Consider the following 15,766-nt stretch of genomic DNA (forward strand, 5'->3'; position numbering starts at 1 on the left):
TCAATATCTTACTTCACCACTGGCAATAACTTGAACATTTCCAGCTAAGGCACGTGTCACCATACAAGATTCTTCTGCTTTTTGAACAAGTCTTTTAAGTTTTCCTTGTAAATCTTCATCGGGTTCATCCCCAATATAAATTACAGGATAGTGTTCTATTTTTTTATAAGTAATGACACCATTTTCCACATCAACATATCCTTTTGAATCAACTTCAATTCTTTCGATTTCAATTTCAGAACGCTCAATCATAGCTGCTAAAGTAATCATATAACAAGTTGAAGCTGCGCCTAGTAACATTTCGTCAGGATTTGTGCCAATTTCAGGCCCGTCCATAACCTCTGGAATCGAAACTCTCGTTGATAAATTATTAGTTGTAATATGGCCTGAAGTATTTCTACCTTTAGTCCATGTTCCTTTTAAGTCAAAAATATGTGTAGTCATAATTATTTTTCCTTTCTTTAAATAAATAATTTTAGGTATACTTTACATTATGACGGATAATTAAGGAGTAGACAATGAATCTGAACAGTATAAATTCAATAATTAAGGTAGCACATAGAGGTGTTCCTTCATTGATACCTGAAAATACGATAGCATCTTATAAATATGCTCTCACATTAAACATCGATATGTTAGAAATTGATATACATAGAACTAAAGATGGAAAATTAGTTGTTATGCATGATCCTACGACTGAAAGAACAACTTTAGAACAAGGTACCATTAAAGATTTAACTTATGATGAATTATTAAAATATGATATAGGTAAATGGAAAGGAGAGAAATTTATAGGAGAACGTATACCATTGCTACAAGAAGTATTACAGCTTATCAAGCCTACCAATATTAAATTACTAATAGAAGTTAAACATCCAGATAAATATCCAGGCATAGAGGAAGAATTATTAAATGAAATTATTGAGACAGGGCTTGATATCAATCGTATTATTATCCAATCTTTTGATAGAAACAGCGTGAAAAAGGTTCGAGAATTAAATAAAAATATAAAACTTGGTGTGCTGATAAGTAAAAGACATCGTCTTATTAGAAATGATACAATACAAAAAATAAGTGAATATGCTCAGTATTTAAATCCAAATTATAAATTGCTTACGAAAGGGTTTGTGAAAAGTATACATGCGCATGGTTTAAAAATATTACCTTACACTGTAAATGATTATCATAATTTTGTAAGAATGATAGAAATTGGAGTAGATGGCGTTATTACAGATTATCCTCAAAGTTTAAGTGAATGGTTAAATGAATAAAATCTTATAAAAAAATCCCCGCTCCGAATGGAGTGGGGATATAAATTTAAACTATTAACGAGAGTAGTACTCAACGATTAATTGTTCATTGATTTCAGCAGGTAATTCACTACGTTCTGGAACGCGTACAAATGATCCTTCTAATTTATCAGCATCAAATGTTAAGTACTCAGGTACGTGGTTACTTAATTCTACAGATTCAGCAACAATGTTTAATTTTTGTGATTTTTCACGAACACCAATAGTTTGACCTGGTTTTAAAGTGTAAGATGGGATGTCTACGCGACCACCATCTACAGTGATGTGACCATGGTTAACTAATTGACGTGCTTGACGACGAGTACGTGCTAAACCTAATTGGTATACTACAGCATCTAAACGAGAAGCTAATAGTGCCATGAAGTTGTCACCGTGAACACCTTGCATGTTACCAGCTTTGTCGAAGATAGTGCGGAATTGACGTTCGTTAATTCCGTACATGTAACGTAATTTTTGTTTCTCTTGTAATTGCATACCATACTCAGATAATTTTTTACGTTGAGTAGGGCCGTGTTGTCCTGGTGCATATGGACGTTTTTCTAATTCTTTACCTGTGCCGCTTAATGAAATACCTAAACGACGTGATTTTTTCCAGTTTGAACCTCTAAATCTTGCCATTTTGAAGTTCCTCCTTTTTCTTGTTTGATTGTTATGAAGAAACAAGAAAGAATGTTAAATGCTCATATGGATATGTTATATTTGTGTGCCTTCACCTTGCAGCCGCGGTTACACAACACGCCTTCTCTGGGAATAACATAGAGCCCTATAATATTTAACTGCTACTTCCGTTAATTCACACAAAGAATAGTATACTGTTTTTGATGGATAATGTCAAACTATTTTTAGATATAGAGATGCTTTTCGAGTACTTGCACAAGTTGTTCTAAACCATCTTTATCTTTTTCTGTAAATCTTGCTTTTATTGGTGCATCTATATCTAACACACCGATAACTTCTTTGTTATAATATAGTGGTATAACTATTTCAGATTTACTGTTTGCATCACAAGCTATATGCCCAGGGAAGGCATTGACATCATCTACAAGCTGAGTTGAGTTATTTTCTACAGCTGTTCCACATACGCCTTTACCAATTTCTATATCAACGCAAGCAGGTAATCCTTGAAACGGACCAAGTTTTAATGCATTATTCTTAATAAGATAAAAACCTACCCAATTAATTTCGGGTAAAAATTGATTAATAAAAGCAGATGTATTACTTAAATTTGCAATTAGGTCTTTTTCACCTGATAAAAGGCCATCTAATTGTTTGCTTAATAGTGAATAATTCAAATTATGTTCAGACATATTTATTCCTCTTTTCATTATTTTTTTAAATTATAAATCTATTTTAGAACTTTAGATACAAATTGCACAGAAAAAGGTTTGTTGGATAAATATTTTACGTTATAATAAAGAGAACGATTTAGGAGGAGAATACATAATGGCAATTTATATAACACTTGCAATTATCATCATTATATTAATTGGTATTGGTATAATGTTATGGTTGCGTACATCAAAGCGAAATTTGATTACTGAGACTGAACAGCGTAAACAAAAAATTAAACAATTACCGTTTCAAGATGAGTTAGCTAAACTTAAAAAATTAAATGTGCGCGGCGAAGCTAAAGATAAGTATGATCAATTTAAACGAGAGTGGCAAACAGTGCTACAAGAAGATTTGAAAGTAGTGGATGCTAAAATACATGATGCCGATGCAGAGCTAGATAAATTTAAGTTTTCGCAATCGGAAGAAAGTATAGCTGATGCAGATAAGATTATGGATGGCATCGAAAAGAAATATACGCGCTTAACTCAGAGTGTTACAGAATTAATTACAACAGTAGAATCAAGCGATAAATTGTATGAAGAATGTAAGCAAATCTACAGAGAAACCAAAAGAGAAGTGTTAGCAAACAGACACCAATTCGGTGATGCAGCTGATTTAATCGAAAAAAATATCGAAGCATTTTATCCTAGAATTGAGCAGTATGAAGAACTTATTGATGAGGGACATTATGTTAAAGCAAAAGGTCATATTGATCAATTACATACAGATATGAAACGCATGCAAGAAGACATGAATGAAATTCCTCTATTAATCAAAGACGTTCAAAAAGAATTACCAGGACAATTCCAAGATTTAAAATTTGGTTGTCGCGATTTAAAAGTAGAAGGTTATAATTTAGAACATGTTAAAGTAGAAAGTACTTTACAAACTTTAAGAGGCAGATTGAATTTAGTTGAACCATTAATAGGTAGATTAGAACTAAGTGAAGCTGAAAACATTATTACTGAGATTAACGATTCATTAGATGATATGTACGATTTAATCGAACATGAAGTTAAATCTAAAAATACAGTTGAACAATCTAAAGAAATTATTACAGATGAATTATTCCATGCTAAAGATATGAACTATACGCTACAAACAGAAATTGAATATGTAAAAGAAAACTATTATATTTCTGAAGAAGATGTTCATAAAGTAAGACAGTATGAAAATGAGATTCAAAATTTAATAACTGTATATGATGAAATTTTGAGTGAGATGGCAAAAGCAAGTGTTAGATACAGTGAAGTAGAAGATAATTTACTATATATTGAAGAACACGTAAAAGTTATTAATGACAATCAAGAAAAAATTCAAAATCACCTTGTTTCATTACGTGAAGATGAAGCAACAGCTCAACAAAACACACTTAGAGTTCAATCTAAGAAAGAAGAAATATACAGAAATTTACTTGCTTCAAATTTACCTAGCGTACCTGAAAGATTTATCATTATGAAAAATGAAATCGATCATGAAATACGCGAAGTTAATAAAATCTTTAGCCAAAGACCGATTAATGTTCAGTTTGTGAAAGATAAAGTGAGCAATATCGTTTTACAAATGAATAAGTTTGAAGATGAAACAACAGACGTTTTAATTAATGCAGTTCATGCTGAAACATTAATTCAATATGGTAATAGATATAGAAAAGAAAATAACGAATTAAACAAAAGTCTTAATGAAGCAGAAAGACTTTTCGCTAATAATAGATACAAACGTGCAATAGAAATTTCAGAAGCGGCTTTAGAAAAAGTTGAACCTGGAATCAGTGATAAAATCGAAGAAGAAGTTTATCAGCAAAATTAATAAATATTTATAATAACAAGCTAGAACAAATTATTGTTCTAGCTTGTTATTTTTGGATAATCAATTGTCAAACTTCATTTTTTCACGTTAGCTATTCTATCATTTTTAAGTATATCTATACCATTTGACTTGTGGTATCATTATATAATGAAAAAAAGAGGTGACAGTATGATATATCTAGATAATGCTGCAACTACGAAGCCTCATGAGGATGTTATTAAGTCATATACTCAAATGAACCAACATTATTTTTTTAATCCAAATAGCCCTCATGGTGCAGGAATAAAAATTGCACATTTGATTGATAAAGCAAGAAAAAATATAAAACAATACTTAAATTTAAATGATAAATTTGATGTCATATTTACTAGTGGAGCCACTGAATCAAATAATATAGCCTTGCAAGGTATGGCTCAAACGAAGAAAAGATTTGGGAATACGATTTTAACAACTAAAATGGAACATCCATCTATACTTGAAACGGTGCGAGCGTTAGAAGAACAAGGATTTAACCTGAAATATATTAATACAACTGCTGATGGTAAATTAGATTTAAATTCTTTAGAAAAGCTACTTAATGATGATGTCATCCTTGTAACTTGTATGCATGTCAATAATATAATGGGCCAAGTTCAACCTATAGAAGAGATTAGCAAAATGCTTGAAGCTTATCCTAAAGTTCATTTTCATGTAGATGGTGTTCAAGGATTTGGTAAAATCCCTTTAGATATCAATTTAATGGATAGTTATAGTTTAAGCGCTCATAAATTCCATGGGTTAAAAGGATCTGGAATTTTAGTGTTGAACCAACTCAGATCTATTAAACCAATCATATTTGGTGGGGGACAAGAATACGGTATTAGAAGTGGTACAGTAAATGCCCCAGTTAATGTTTCTTTAGCTAAAGCTATGAGATTTATGCAAGAGAATTGTGAACAACATCGTAAAGTATTATATGCGAAGGGATCTGAAATTCGTTCGTTTATAGAAAATTATGAAGGTATAGTAATAAACTCTCCGACCGACGCAGTTCCATATATTTTGAATATTTCATTTCCGGGAGTAAAAGGTGAAGTATTGGTTAATGCTTTTTCAAAATTTGATATTTACCTTTCAACTACAAGTGCATGTTCTTCGAAAAAAAGTTCGCATAATGAAACGCTAAAAGCTATGGGTATGAGTAATAGTCGTATAGAAGGTAGTATAAGAATTAGCATAACGTATGATATAACAGAAGAACAAATCGAAACATTTAAAGAAGCCTTTAATAAAGTATATATAGAAGTAAAGGAGTTATTAAAAAATGAATTATGATCATATATTAGTTAGGTACGGTGAATTAACTTTAAAATCAGGCAATAGAAAGATGTTTGTAAATAAGTTAAGAGCAAACATTAAAGATCGCTTAATGCCACTACAAGGATATAAGGTACGTGCTAATCGAGATAGAATGTATATAGATGTCTATGAAGGTTCAGATATTGAAGAAATGATGACACGTATAACGTCGGTGTTTGGTGTACATTCAGTTAGCCCAGTAGTAAGAATTGAAAAAGAGTTAGATGTTATGAAGGGAATTGCACTTCAATTCGCGAATGAATTTAATGATGGTGACACATTTAAAATAGATGTTAGACGTGCAGATAAGACATTTGAAATGGATACTTTTCAACTAAACCAAGCTCTAGGTGGTCATGTACTCGAAAACACTAACAACATCACGGTTGATGTTAAACAGCCTGATCATAAAATTAAAGTTGAAGTAAGAAAAGATGCAATTTATATGTATAATAAAGTCCTAGAAGGTGCAGGAGGTTTACCTGTAGGAACTGGGGGTAAAACTTTATTAATGCTTTCTGGTGGAATAGATTCTCCAGTAGCTGGCATGGAGGTAATGAAACGTGGTGTAACAATTGAAGCTATTCATTTTCATAGCCCACCATATACTAGTGAACAAGCAAAACAAAAAGTTATCGACTTAACGAAACAGCTTTCTTATTTAACAGGGGACATTAAACTTCATATTGTACCTTTTACGAATTTACAAAAACAAATTCATAAAGTTGTTGAAGAAAGTTATACAATGACAAGTACGAGAAGAATGATGCTTCGAGTTACAGAAAAAGTTGCTCATAATATTGGAGCACATGCTATCGTTAATGGAGAAAACTTAGGACAAGTAGCTAGTCAAACTCTTGGCAGTATGTATGCAATAAATAGTGTTACATCTATGCCTATTTTAAGACCACTATTAACATTCGATAAAGATGAAATTGTTAAAAAAGCACAAGCTATTAACACTTTCGATTTATCGATTCAACCTTTTGAAGATTGTTGTACAATTTTTACGCCGAAAAACCCGAAAACAAATCCAAAATTAGAAAAAGTAGAATATTTTGAATCGAATTTTGATTTTGGTCCATTAATTGATGAAGCGGTAGAAAATGTAGAAACAATCACAATTTCTAAACATGATGATATTCAAAAAGAGAAAGAAGAATGGATGGATGATCTACTTTAAAATAGACGTTGGGATGTCGTATTCATAAAGTAGAGGAGATGAGACGATGGAGTTTGATATTAATATCCTACTTATCATTATAGTATTTGGTTTAATTGCGTCATTTATAGATTCTGTTGTAGGTGGCGGTGGTTTGATTTCTTTACCGGCGCTACTAGCAGTTGGAATGGATCCAGCGGTTGCGTTAGGTACAAATAAATTAGCAAGTTCTTTTGGTACATTTACAAGTACAATGAAGTTTATTAAAGCAAAGAAAGTGGATTTTGATATTGTCGGAAAGTTATTTCCTTTAAGCTTTATCGGCTCAATCTTCGGAGCAATAACTGCGACCTATTTACCACCAGAATATTTAAAGCCGTTAGCTATTATCATTCTTGCTCTTGTTACAGTGTATTCCATTGTAAAGAAAGATTGGGGAGATATTAACCAATATAAAAAATTATCATTAAAAAAGGCGATACTTTTTATTATTGGTGTAATTGTTATTGGTTATTATGATGGCTTCTTAGGTGGTGGAACAGGTTCGTTTTTCCTATTCATGTTGTTATTAATTGGCCTTGACTACTTACATGCAGCAGGTAATGCAAAGTTTTTAAACCTTGCTTCAAACGTTGGTGCGTTATTATTGTTCATGTTTCTCGGACAAGTCAATTATGTATATGGATTATGTATGGCCGCATCAATGGTAGCAGGTTCATACTTAGGAGTGACGTTTGCTATTAAAAAAGGCGTTTCTTATGTAAAAGTATTATTTATTGTTGTGACTATCATTTTGATTATTAAAAATATTTATGATTATGTGACTGTACAGTTAATGTGATTAAAATAACATGAGACAGGGAGATAATTCATTAGCTCAAAAAATCCTCCTAATCCGTTGAGATATTAATTAACAAATTAGGAGGATTTTTAATATATACGATTTTAAAATATAGGCCTATAACGCTAACGAGCTTGTTAATAATTTCTTGCACGTTAGAGGTCATTACCTCACATATATAATAAAAGCCCGAAACATAAATGTGTCTCGGGCTTTTTTCTATTATAAAAATTTCCTTTGTACTTTGCTCCAAAATGAATTGTGTGGGAGTCTGAGTGTACGTATATATTTATTTTTTATTTGAAGTCTAACAAACTCAGTTTCTTGTATACTTAATGCTTCATTATCTAATCCCATGATAGGATAATAATTGCCTTCTTTATCTAATACAATTTTAAGGGTACGCGTTTCGCCTAAGACGACAGAACTACTTACTGTTCTAAAGTTATTATTATTTAATGAAGCAATTTCAGTTAGTTGCATGCTTCGAATCATCGGGTCAATTATAGCGCCATCTAAAGATTTATTATAACCTGTTGAACCTGTAGGGGTAGAGATTAGTAAACCATCACCATTAAATGCTTCAAAGTATTCATCGTCAATATAAATTTCCATCTTCATTGGCTTAATAACACTAGATTTAATGTAAAAATCATTTAAACACATATATGACATCTGATCGTTAAGGTTTACTTCTAAAACTGGGTATTTACGGACCATTACATCATTTGAATTAATAGAATCGATCAAGTTTTGTATGTCATCAACACTAAAATCAACATATAAGTAATTTTGATCTAAGCGTGTACGAATCCCGACATAAATTTTGTCTTTATTAAAATTAGTTTTGCGACATGCCTGTAAGAAGCTACCATCCCCTCCAATTGAAGCGATAATATCCGCTTCTTCGTGATTATTTACGAATTTAAAGCCATATGGTTCCATCTGTGCTTTGATTTCGTCACATGTTTGAAGTATGTCTTTATCTTTAGATGTGAAAAAATAAATATGTTTATTAGAATTCATAAAATCTTCCTCCCAAATTGTTACAGTTGATATGAAAGTCTGTTATCATTATAAATGTAAAATCTTAAAATAGAAAGGAAGATAGTATGTCAAAAAGGTTAGTTGCAATTATTATTGCACTAGTACTTGTTATTGGTGGTATTGTGATGAGTACAGTAGGTGTATTTCTTGATAATTCTTGGAAAAATACTGTTACAGGTTCTGACGGCATAAGTGAATCAGTCCAATCAGGAAGTGATAGCAGTAGTAAAATAGTTAAATTATCTGTTGATGGAACTATACAAGATACTGGAACTGAAGAATCATTATTCAGTGGCAGTGGGTATAATCATCAATCATTTTTAAAGAAATTAGATAAAATTAAAAAAGATAATAGCGTAAAAGGCGTCTTATTAGAAGTTAATTCACCAGGTGGTGGTACATACGAAAGTGACGAAATACATAAAAAACTTGAAGAAATAAAAGCGAAAAACAAGAAAGTTTATGTACAAATGAAAAATATGGCTGCATCTGGGGGATACTACATCTCTACTCCAGCTGATAAAATTTATGCAGGTTCACAAACTTTAACTGGTTCATTAGGGGTTATTATTTCTAGTATTAATTATGCTGAACTAGCAGATAACTTAGGCGTAAAAGATCAATCAGTTGTTTCAGGTAAACATAAACAAATATTAAACCCTATGAAAGATATGTCTAAAGAAGAAAAAGACATTATGCAATCAATCATAGATGATAGCTATAAACAATTTGTTAAAGTTATTAAAGATGGCAGAGATATGCCAGAAGATAAAGTTAAGAAATTAGCAGACGGAAGAATATATTCTTCACAACAAGCAAAATCAAACGGATTAATCGATGAAATTGGTTATGAAGATGATGCAATTAAAGATTTAAGAAATGCAGTAAAATCTAAAAATGCACAAGTAGTTACTTATGATACAACTGGTTCATTCATGAACTTCCCAATGGGAGCTAAAAGTAAAATTTCATCTATGTTAGGTTTTGATGATATAAGTAAATATGAAGCACTTATTAAAGCAAATAATTCACCACAACCTATGTATCTATATGGTGAGTAAGGAGGATTTTAAATGACTGAAGTACATTACGAACAAGTCGCTTCTTCTCGTGAACAAAGTGACATAGAACGCACTGTAAATAAGTATATGTCTAGTATAAAATCTATCGTATTTGCTGGATTCTGGGTTCGATTTTTAGCTTATATCATTGATTTACTTGCTTTAGCTGGGTTTAAAGGTATTGTATTAGGACCGCTATTCGCGTCAACAAGTATTAAGAGTGAGTACCTATTCGTACCATATTTCAGTGTTGAAAATATTGTTAGCGCATTGATATTTTATTTATATTTTGTGTTAATGACTTATTATTTTAAGGCAACATTAGGAAAAATGATACTTGGCTTGAGTGTTTATCGAGAAGATGCAAAGCCGTTAAAATTTACTGATGTGTTATTTAGAGAATGGATAGGTAGAATTATTTCGGGCATATTGCTTGGCTTACCTTATATAGTCGTAGCATTTAATAAAAAACATAAAGGTATTCACGATTACTTTGGTGATACAGTTGTTTTGAAAAATAAATACATTGAAATGAGAAAAGATTTCCAAAGAGTAACGAGTCAAAACTCATAAACAAATGAATTTCAAAGTCTCTTTAATCATGATAGAATATACCTATCAAGATTAAGGAGGCTTTTTTAATGGCGCAAGTTACATTCAAGAATGAACCTATTACATTAGTAGGTAAAGAAGTAGAAGTAGGTTCAACAGCACCAGACTTTACTGTATTAGCAAATGATTTATCAGAAAGAACTTTAAAAGACTATGAAGGTAAAAAGAAACTCATTAGTGCCGTACCTTCTTTAGATACAGGTGTTTGTAGTCAACAAACTCGCAAATTTAATGAAGAAGCAGCAGATGTACAAGATGGAGTTGTTCTAACAATTTCAAACGACTTACCATTTGCTCAAAAGAAATGGTGTGCAGCTGAAGGTTTAGAAAACGTAATTACATTAAGTGATCACCGTGACTTATCATTTGGTGAAAATTATGGTGTAGTAATGAAAGAATTACGTTTACTAGCACGTTCTGTCTTTGTATTAGATAAAGACAATAAAGTTGTTTACTCAGAAATTGTGAGTGAAGGCACAAATCACCCAGACTATGATAAAGCTTTAGAAGCTTTCAAAAACTTAAACTAATAAACAACTATAAAGTGCTGTCCATATGAATGGGCAGCTTTTTATACGAAAGAGGGCAATTATGACTGAAGAAAAAAATATTATGGAAACATTGTATGAGAAACTGGATGAAAATAGTAAAAAATTACATGATGAAAATGGACAAAGTTACATTGAAAACTTAGGTTTAGCAATGGAAGATATTTATACCAACCAAAGAGACCTCTTAGAACAATCGACAATACAAGAGAGAAGAAAAGCATTTCAATTTGCATATTTAAGTTTGCTAAAAGAAGAAATCATTCAACCTAATCATCAAATGACACCGGACTCAATAGGCTTTATATTAAGCTACCTTGTTAACTTATTTAATAAGAATAAAGAGGAATTAAATGTTGTAGATATAGCAAGTGGAACAGGACATTTAAGTGCGACAATAAATGAACAGAACCAAGAAAAAACTGTAATGCATCATTTAATAGAAGTAGACCCAGTATTACAGCGTGTAAGTATTCATCTTGCTAACTTCTTGGAAATACCATTCGATGTATATCCACATGATGCAATTATGCCACTGCCATTAGAAGAAGCGGACGTTGTAGTAGGGGATTTACCAGTTGGGTATTATCCAGTTGATGAACGTAGTAAAGAAATGAAATTAGGTTTCGAAGATGGTCACAGTTATAGCCATTATTTATTATTAGAACAAGCAGTCAATGCAGTGAGACCAGGTGGTTATGTATTTTTAATTGTTCCAAGTCAATTATTCGAAGGTGAAGAAGTGAAACAGCTTCAAAAATTTATTGCAACAGAAACAGAAATGCAAGCATTTTTAAACTTCCCTAAAACATTGTTTAAGACAGAACAATCTAAAAAATCATTATTAATCTTACAAAAGAAAGACTCAGGGAAAACTCATTCTGTTGAGGTATTATTAGCGAATATTCCGGACTTCAAAGCACAAGCCCAACTGAAAACGTTTTTAGATGAAGTTGATGAATGGATGAAAGAAAATCATCCTTCATAAACTGTATTAATACTTGATTAGTATCTGTATTAGTGTTTAAATAGTATAGAAAAGTATTATCAGGAGGAAGTCTAAATGACAAAAATAATAGCAATTAATGCCGGTAGTTCATCATTAAAATTTCAATTATTTGAAATGCCTGAAGAAAAAGTAATAACAAAAGGCTTGATAGAACGTATTGGTTTAAAAAATTCAGTTTTCTCAATTGTAGTAAACGGAGAAAAAATTACTGAAACATTAGATATTGAAAATCATGATATTGCAGTTAACATTATGTTAGATGCACTGAAAAATCATAACATTATCAATGATATTAATGATATTCAAGGAACTGGTCACCGTGTAGTACATGGTGGAGAATTATTCCCTGAATCAGCACTTGTAACAGATGATGTGTTAGAAAAAATTGAATCATTAACAGAACTTGCGCCTTTGCATAACCCAGCAAACATTATGGGTATTAAGGCTTTCAGAAAGCTATTACCAAATATTCCTCACGTTGCAGTATTTGATACTTCATTCCATCAAACTATGCCAGAAGAATCATATTTATATAGTTTACCTTATAACTTCTATAAAGATTTCGGTATTCGTAAATATGGTTTCCATGGTACAAGTCATAAATATGTATCAGAAAGAGCAGCTGAATTATTAGATCGTCCTATAGATCAATTAAGAATTATTTCATGCCATATCGGGAATGGCGCGTCAATCGCAGCTATTGATGGCGGTAAATCTGTAGATACATCTATGGGCTTCACACCATTAGCTGGTGTAACAATGGGAACACGTTCAGGTAACTTAGACCCAGCTTTAATTCCATTTATCATGGAAAAAACGGGCAAAAATGCAGAAGAAGTATTAAATATCTTAAACAAAGAATCAGGATTACTTGGTATTTCAGGTTCTTCAAGTGATTTAAGAGATATACAACAAGATGCAAACGAAGGTAATGAAAGAGCTAAATTGGCATTAGATGTATTCGCTTCTAGAATTCATAAATATATGGGTTCTTATGCAACAAGAATGCATGGTCTAGACGCTATTGTATTCACTGCAGGTGTTGGTGAAAACTCTGATACTGTACGTGCTAAAGTATTAGAAGGTTTAGAATTCATGGGTGTATATTGGGACCCACGCTTAAACACAGGATTACATGGTGAAGAAGCATTTATCAACTACCCACATTCACCAGTTAAAGTAATTGTTATTCCAACTGACGAAGAAGTTGTAATCGCTCGTGATGTTATGAAATTTGGTAACTTAGGTAAATAATTATTAATAATCAAGAGGTTGAAACAAATTAATTGTTTCAACCTCTTTTATTTATATGAAAATTTTAATGTTAGTTATCCAATTCCTTTATGTTTATCTATTTATCGTTAAGGCTATACATAATTAAAGAAGCAATGAGGAGGAATATCATGAGACCAGAGAGAGCACTGTTACGATTAGTTAGAATTGTAATGAGAAGAGTAGGTAGAGAACAAGCGAAAAAACAAAAGCAAAAAAGTAATGAAGATATACAAGACCAAAATAACGAACAAAAATAATAAAAAATTTGAGGCTGAGACATAAATACATGTCTCAGCCTCATTGCCGGGGTAGGACTACGAAATCTGTTTAATAAAATGAGATTTCTGCCCAACTCCCAAGCTTTTTGGAAGTGTGGAATTATATCCTAAACTCTATTAATATTTAGTTCTTAAAAATTATTTTCCATCGTGATGTTGATCGAATAATTCTTTTGTTGCAACTGTTGGTTCGAAATCTTCAGGCATTGTTTCAGTTCTAACAACTAAAACGTCACATGGAGAATTTCGAACAATTGCTTCTGAAACTGAACCTACAATGAAGCGTTCTACTGCATTTAGTCCTGAAGTACCACACATGATTAAGTCGACTTCAAAATCATCAGCTAACTTTTTAGGAATAATCGTTTTAGGTGAGCCAAATTCTAATTTAGTTGCAACATTTGCTACACCATTTTTTTCAGCATTTTCTTTATATCCAGATAATAAACTTTCAGCGAAGCTTGTAGCTTTATTTACTATTTGAGTATCATAAGCCTCAACACTAGCGTATGAGCGAGAATCAACAATATTAACAATTGTTAATTTAGCATCGTTACGTTTTGCTACAGCTACTGCCTTGTTATAAGCCCATTCTGCCTCAGTTGATCCATCTACTGCTATAAGAATATTTTTATAATTTAACATCTGAACCGCCTCCTAGTTCTTTTATCTTATTATATCATAATTTTCTGAAAAAATAACAAATTAACTTTTTAATAATAGAGATAATGTCACATTTTTAATCATAATATGATAAAGTATAATTATCGTTTGAATATTTAGAAATTTAAGACATTAGCAATAGTATAATTTTTGAATAAAAATGATTGCGCTTTCAAAATTATGGCGTTATGATTGAGTCAAGGAGGGAATTTATTATGATAATTGGAGTACCAAAAGAGATAAAAAATAATGAGAATAGGGTGGCGTTAACACCCAGTGGAGTAGCAACTTTAATTGACCAAAAACACTCAGTTAAAGTAGAAACTGGTGCAGGTTTAGGTTCACAATTTACAGACGAAGACTACAAGGCTTTAGGTGCTGAAATTGTTGATCAAAAAGAAGCTTGGAATGTTGAAATGGTTATGAAAGTTAAAGAACCTCTTGAAGAAGAATTTCAATTTTTCAAAAAGGATTTAATACTTTTTACATATCTTCATTTAGCAGCAGAAGAATCGTTAACTAATGCATTATTAGAAAATGAAGTAACAGCAATTGCTTATGAGACTGTTCAATTAAAAGATCGCTCTCTACCATTATTAGCACCTATGAGTGAAGTTGCAGGAAGAATGTCTACACAAATTGGTGCTCAATTCTTACAAAAAACTAATGGTGGAATTGGAATTCTATTATCTGGTGTACCCGGTGTTAAACGTGGAAAAGTCACAATAATTGGCGGCGGACAAGCAGGAACAAATGCTGCTAAAATGGCAGTCGGTCTTGGTGCTGATGTTACAATTATTGATTTAAATCCTACTAGATTACAACAATTAGATGATTTATTTGGTTCTAGTGTACAAACAATGATGTCATCACCATTAAACATCGAAGAATCTGTAGTTGAAAGTGATTTAGTGATAGGTTCTGTTCTTATCCCTGGTGCAAAGGCACCAAAGCTTGTAACTGAAGATATGGTTAAGAAAATGAGACCTGGTTCAGTACTTGTGGATATTGCAATTGATCAAGGTGGTTCATTCGAAACATCTGATAGAATTACAACGCATGACGATCCTACATATGTTAAGCACGGTGTCCTTCATTATTCAGTTGCTAACATGCCTGGCGCAGTGCCTAGAACGTCAACAATAGCTTTAAATAATGCAACAACTCCATACGCATTACAACTTGCAAACAAAGGCTATATAAAAGCATGCCAAGAAAATGAAGCACTAGCAAAAGGTTTAAACACAATTCATGGTAAATTAACTTACGAAGAAGTAGCAAAAACATTTGATAAGGAATTTACACCTTATCAAGACATCTTGAAATAATAGAGAAAGCACAAAATGTTGGTATATTAAACATTTTGTGCTTTTTTTGATAGAAGAAAATTATGAACGAACTTGATTATAAATCATTATTAGATGCCACTGAAAATATCTGTTATTGCAGAAACATAGAAATTGCTACTGTTGTTGCCACGT

At 31.8% G+C, this 15,766-nt stretch carries 17 protein-coding genes; 12 read left to right on the forward strand and 5 right to left on the reverse strand.

Going from position 1 to position 15,766, the window contains the following annotated elements; translation table 11 throughout:
• On the reverse strand, positions 1 to 444 hold the full coding sequence (locus LQ615_RS02140) for an SACOL1771 family peroxiredoxin (protein ID WP_017000625.1): 444 nt from the start codon (positions 442 to 444) through the stop codon (positions 1 to 3).
• Positions 445 to 518: 74 nt separating this feature from the next.
• Here LQ615_RS02140 and LQ615_RS02145 point away from each other — a divergent pair, with 74 nt between their 5' ends.
• Positions 519 to 1,271 carry a glycerophosphodiester phosphodiesterase gene (locus tag LQ615_RS02145; RefSeq protein WP_239703701.1) on the forward strand — a complete coding sequence of 251 codons (753 nt, stop codon included), beginning with the start codon at positions 519 to 521 and terminating at the stop codon, positions 1,269 to 1,271.
• Between the two features lie 54 nt (positions 1,272 to 1,325).
• On the opposite strand, the gene rpsD is transcribed toward LQ615_RS02145, so the two are convergent.
• Together rpsD and LQ615_RS02155 are read right to left on the reverse strand one after the other, a co-directional pair.
• Complete coding sequence (rpsD, locus tag LQ615_RS02150; RefSeq protein WP_017000627.1) at positions 1,326 to 1,928, reverse strand: 30S ribosomal protein S4; 603 nt, start codon at positions 1,926 to 1,928, stop codon at positions 1,326 to 1,328.
• Positions 1,929 to 2,152: 224 nt separating this feature from the next.
• A complete protein-coding gene (locus LQ615_RS02155; RefSeq protein ID WP_017000628.1) occupies positions 2,153 to 2,617 on the reverse strand; it encodes a GAF domain-containing protein in 465 nt (154 codons plus the stop codon).
• A 136-nt stretch (positions 2,618 to 2,753) separates the two neighbouring features.
• Between LQ615_RS02155 and ezrA the strand changes: the two genes are divergently transcribed.
• The 4 genes from ezrA (at position 2,754) to LQ615_RS02175 (ending at position 7,792) form a co-directional block, all read left to right on the forward strand.
• Positions 2,754 to 4,451, forward strand: coding sequence for a septation ring formation regulator EzrA (ezrA, locus tag LQ615_RS02160; protein ID WP_064211086.1), 1,698 nt, complete (start codon positions 2,754 to 2,756; stop codon positions 4,449 to 4,451).
• Positions 4,452 to 4,619: 168 nt separating this feature from the next.
• Positions 4,620 to 5,765, forward strand: coding sequence for a cysteine desulfurase family protein (locus tag LQ615_RS02165; protein ID WP_239703700.1), 1,146 nt, complete (start codon positions 4,620 to 4,622; stop codon positions 5,763 to 5,765).
• Positions 5,755 to 6,972 carry a tRNA uracil 4-sulfurtransferase ThiI gene (thiI, locus tag LQ615_RS02170; RefSeq protein WP_239703699.1) on the forward strand — a complete coding sequence of 406 codons (1,218 nt, stop codon included), beginning with the start codon at positions 5,755 to 5,757 and terminating at the stop codon, positions 6,970 to 6,972. Before LQ615_RS02165 ends, thiI begins: the two co-directional genes overlap by 11 nt.
• 46 nt (positions 6,973 to 7,018) lie before the next feature.
• Positions 7,019 to 7,792, forward strand: a complete 774-nt coding sequence (locus tag LQ615_RS02175) for a sulfite exporter TauE/SafE family protein (protein WP_017000631.1) — start codon at positions 7,019 to 7,021, stop codon at positions 7,790 to 7,792.
• A gap of 222 nt (positions 7,793 to 8,014) precedes the next feature.
• Here the strand turns inward: LQ615_RS02175 and LQ615_RS02180 are convergent, their stop codons facing one another.
• Positions 8,015 to 8,818 carry an NAD kinase gene (locus LQ615_RS02180; RefSeq protein WP_017000632.1) on the reverse strand — a complete coding sequence of 268 codons (804 nt, stop codon included), beginning with the start codon at positions 8,816 to 8,818 and terminating at the stop codon, positions 8,015 to 8,017.
• A gap of 86 nt (positions 8,819 to 8,904) precedes the next feature.
• Between LQ615_RS02180 and sppA the strand changes: the two genes are divergently transcribed.
• The 6 genes from sppA to LQ615_RS13440 all read left to right on the forward strand — a co-directional run bounded on the left by sppA (position 8,905) and on the right by LQ615_RS13440 (position 13,601).
• Positions 8,905 to 9,900: a signal peptide peptidase SppA gene (gene sppA, locus LQ615_RS02185; protein ID WP_064204352.1), complete on the forward strand. Its 996-nt coding sequence runs from the start codon at positions 8,905 to 8,907 to the stop codon at positions 9,898 to 9,900.
• A gap of 12 nt (positions 9,901 to 9,912) precedes the next feature.
• The gene (locus tag LQ615_RS02190; protein WP_017000633.1) at positions 9,913 to 10,473 is read left to right on the forward strand and encodes an RDD family protein; all 561 of its coding nucleotides are present in this window, start codon (positions 9,913 to 9,915) and stop codon (positions 10,471 to 10,473) included.
• A gap of 68 nt (positions 10,474 to 10,541) precedes the next feature.
• A complete protein-coding gene (gene tpx, locus LQ615_RS02195) occupies positions 10,542 to 11,042 on the forward strand; it encodes a thiol peroxidase (RefSeq protein WP_017000634.1) in 501 nt (166 codons plus the stop codon).
• A 61-nt stretch (positions 11,043 to 11,103) separates the two neighbouring features.
• The gene (locus tag LQ615_RS02200) at positions 11,104 to 12,048 is read left to right on the forward strand and encodes a class I SAM-dependent methyltransferase (protein ID WP_017000635.1); all 945 of its coding nucleotides are present in this window, start codon (positions 11,104 to 11,106) and stop codon (positions 12,046 to 12,048) included.
• Positions 12,049 to 12,123: 75 nt separating this feature from the next.
• Complete coding sequence (locus LQ615_RS02205) at positions 12,124 to 13,323, forward strand: acetate kinase (RefSeq protein ID WP_017000636.1); 1,200 nt, start codon at positions 12,124 to 12,126, stop codon at positions 13,321 to 13,323.
• Positions 13,324 to 13,472: 149 nt separating this feature from the next.
• A complete protein-coding gene (locus LQ615_RS13440; protein WP_017000637.1) occupies positions 13,473 to 13,601 on the forward strand; it encodes a hypothetical protein in 129 nt (42 codons plus the stop codon).
• A 159-nt stretch (positions 13,602 to 13,760) separates the two neighbouring features.
• Here the strand turns inward: LQ615_RS13440 and LQ615_RS02210 are convergent, their stop codons facing one another.
• Positions 13,761 to 14,267 (reverse strand): universal stress protein, encoded by a 507-nt coding sequence (locus tag LQ615_RS02210; protein ID WP_017000638.1) that lies wholly within the window; start codon positions 14,265 to 14,267, stop codon positions 13,761 to 13,763.
• 233 nt (positions 14,268 to 14,500) lie between these two features.
• On the opposite strand from LQ615_RS02210, the gene ald reads away from it, so the two are divergent.
• Positions 14,501 to 15,613, forward strand: a complete 1,113-nt coding sequence (gene ald / locus LQ615_RS02215; RefSeq protein WP_017000639.1) for an alanine dehydrogenase — start codon at positions 14,501 to 14,503, stop codon at positions 15,611 to 15,613.
• Positions 15,614 to 15,766 lie beyond the last annotated feature (153 nt).

It is taken from the genome of Mammaliicoccus sp. C-M13 (assembly GCF_022386845.1).
Taxonomy (GTDB): Bacteria; Bacillota; Bacilli; order Staphylococcales; family Staphylococcaceae; genus Mammaliicoccus; species Mammaliicoccus lentus.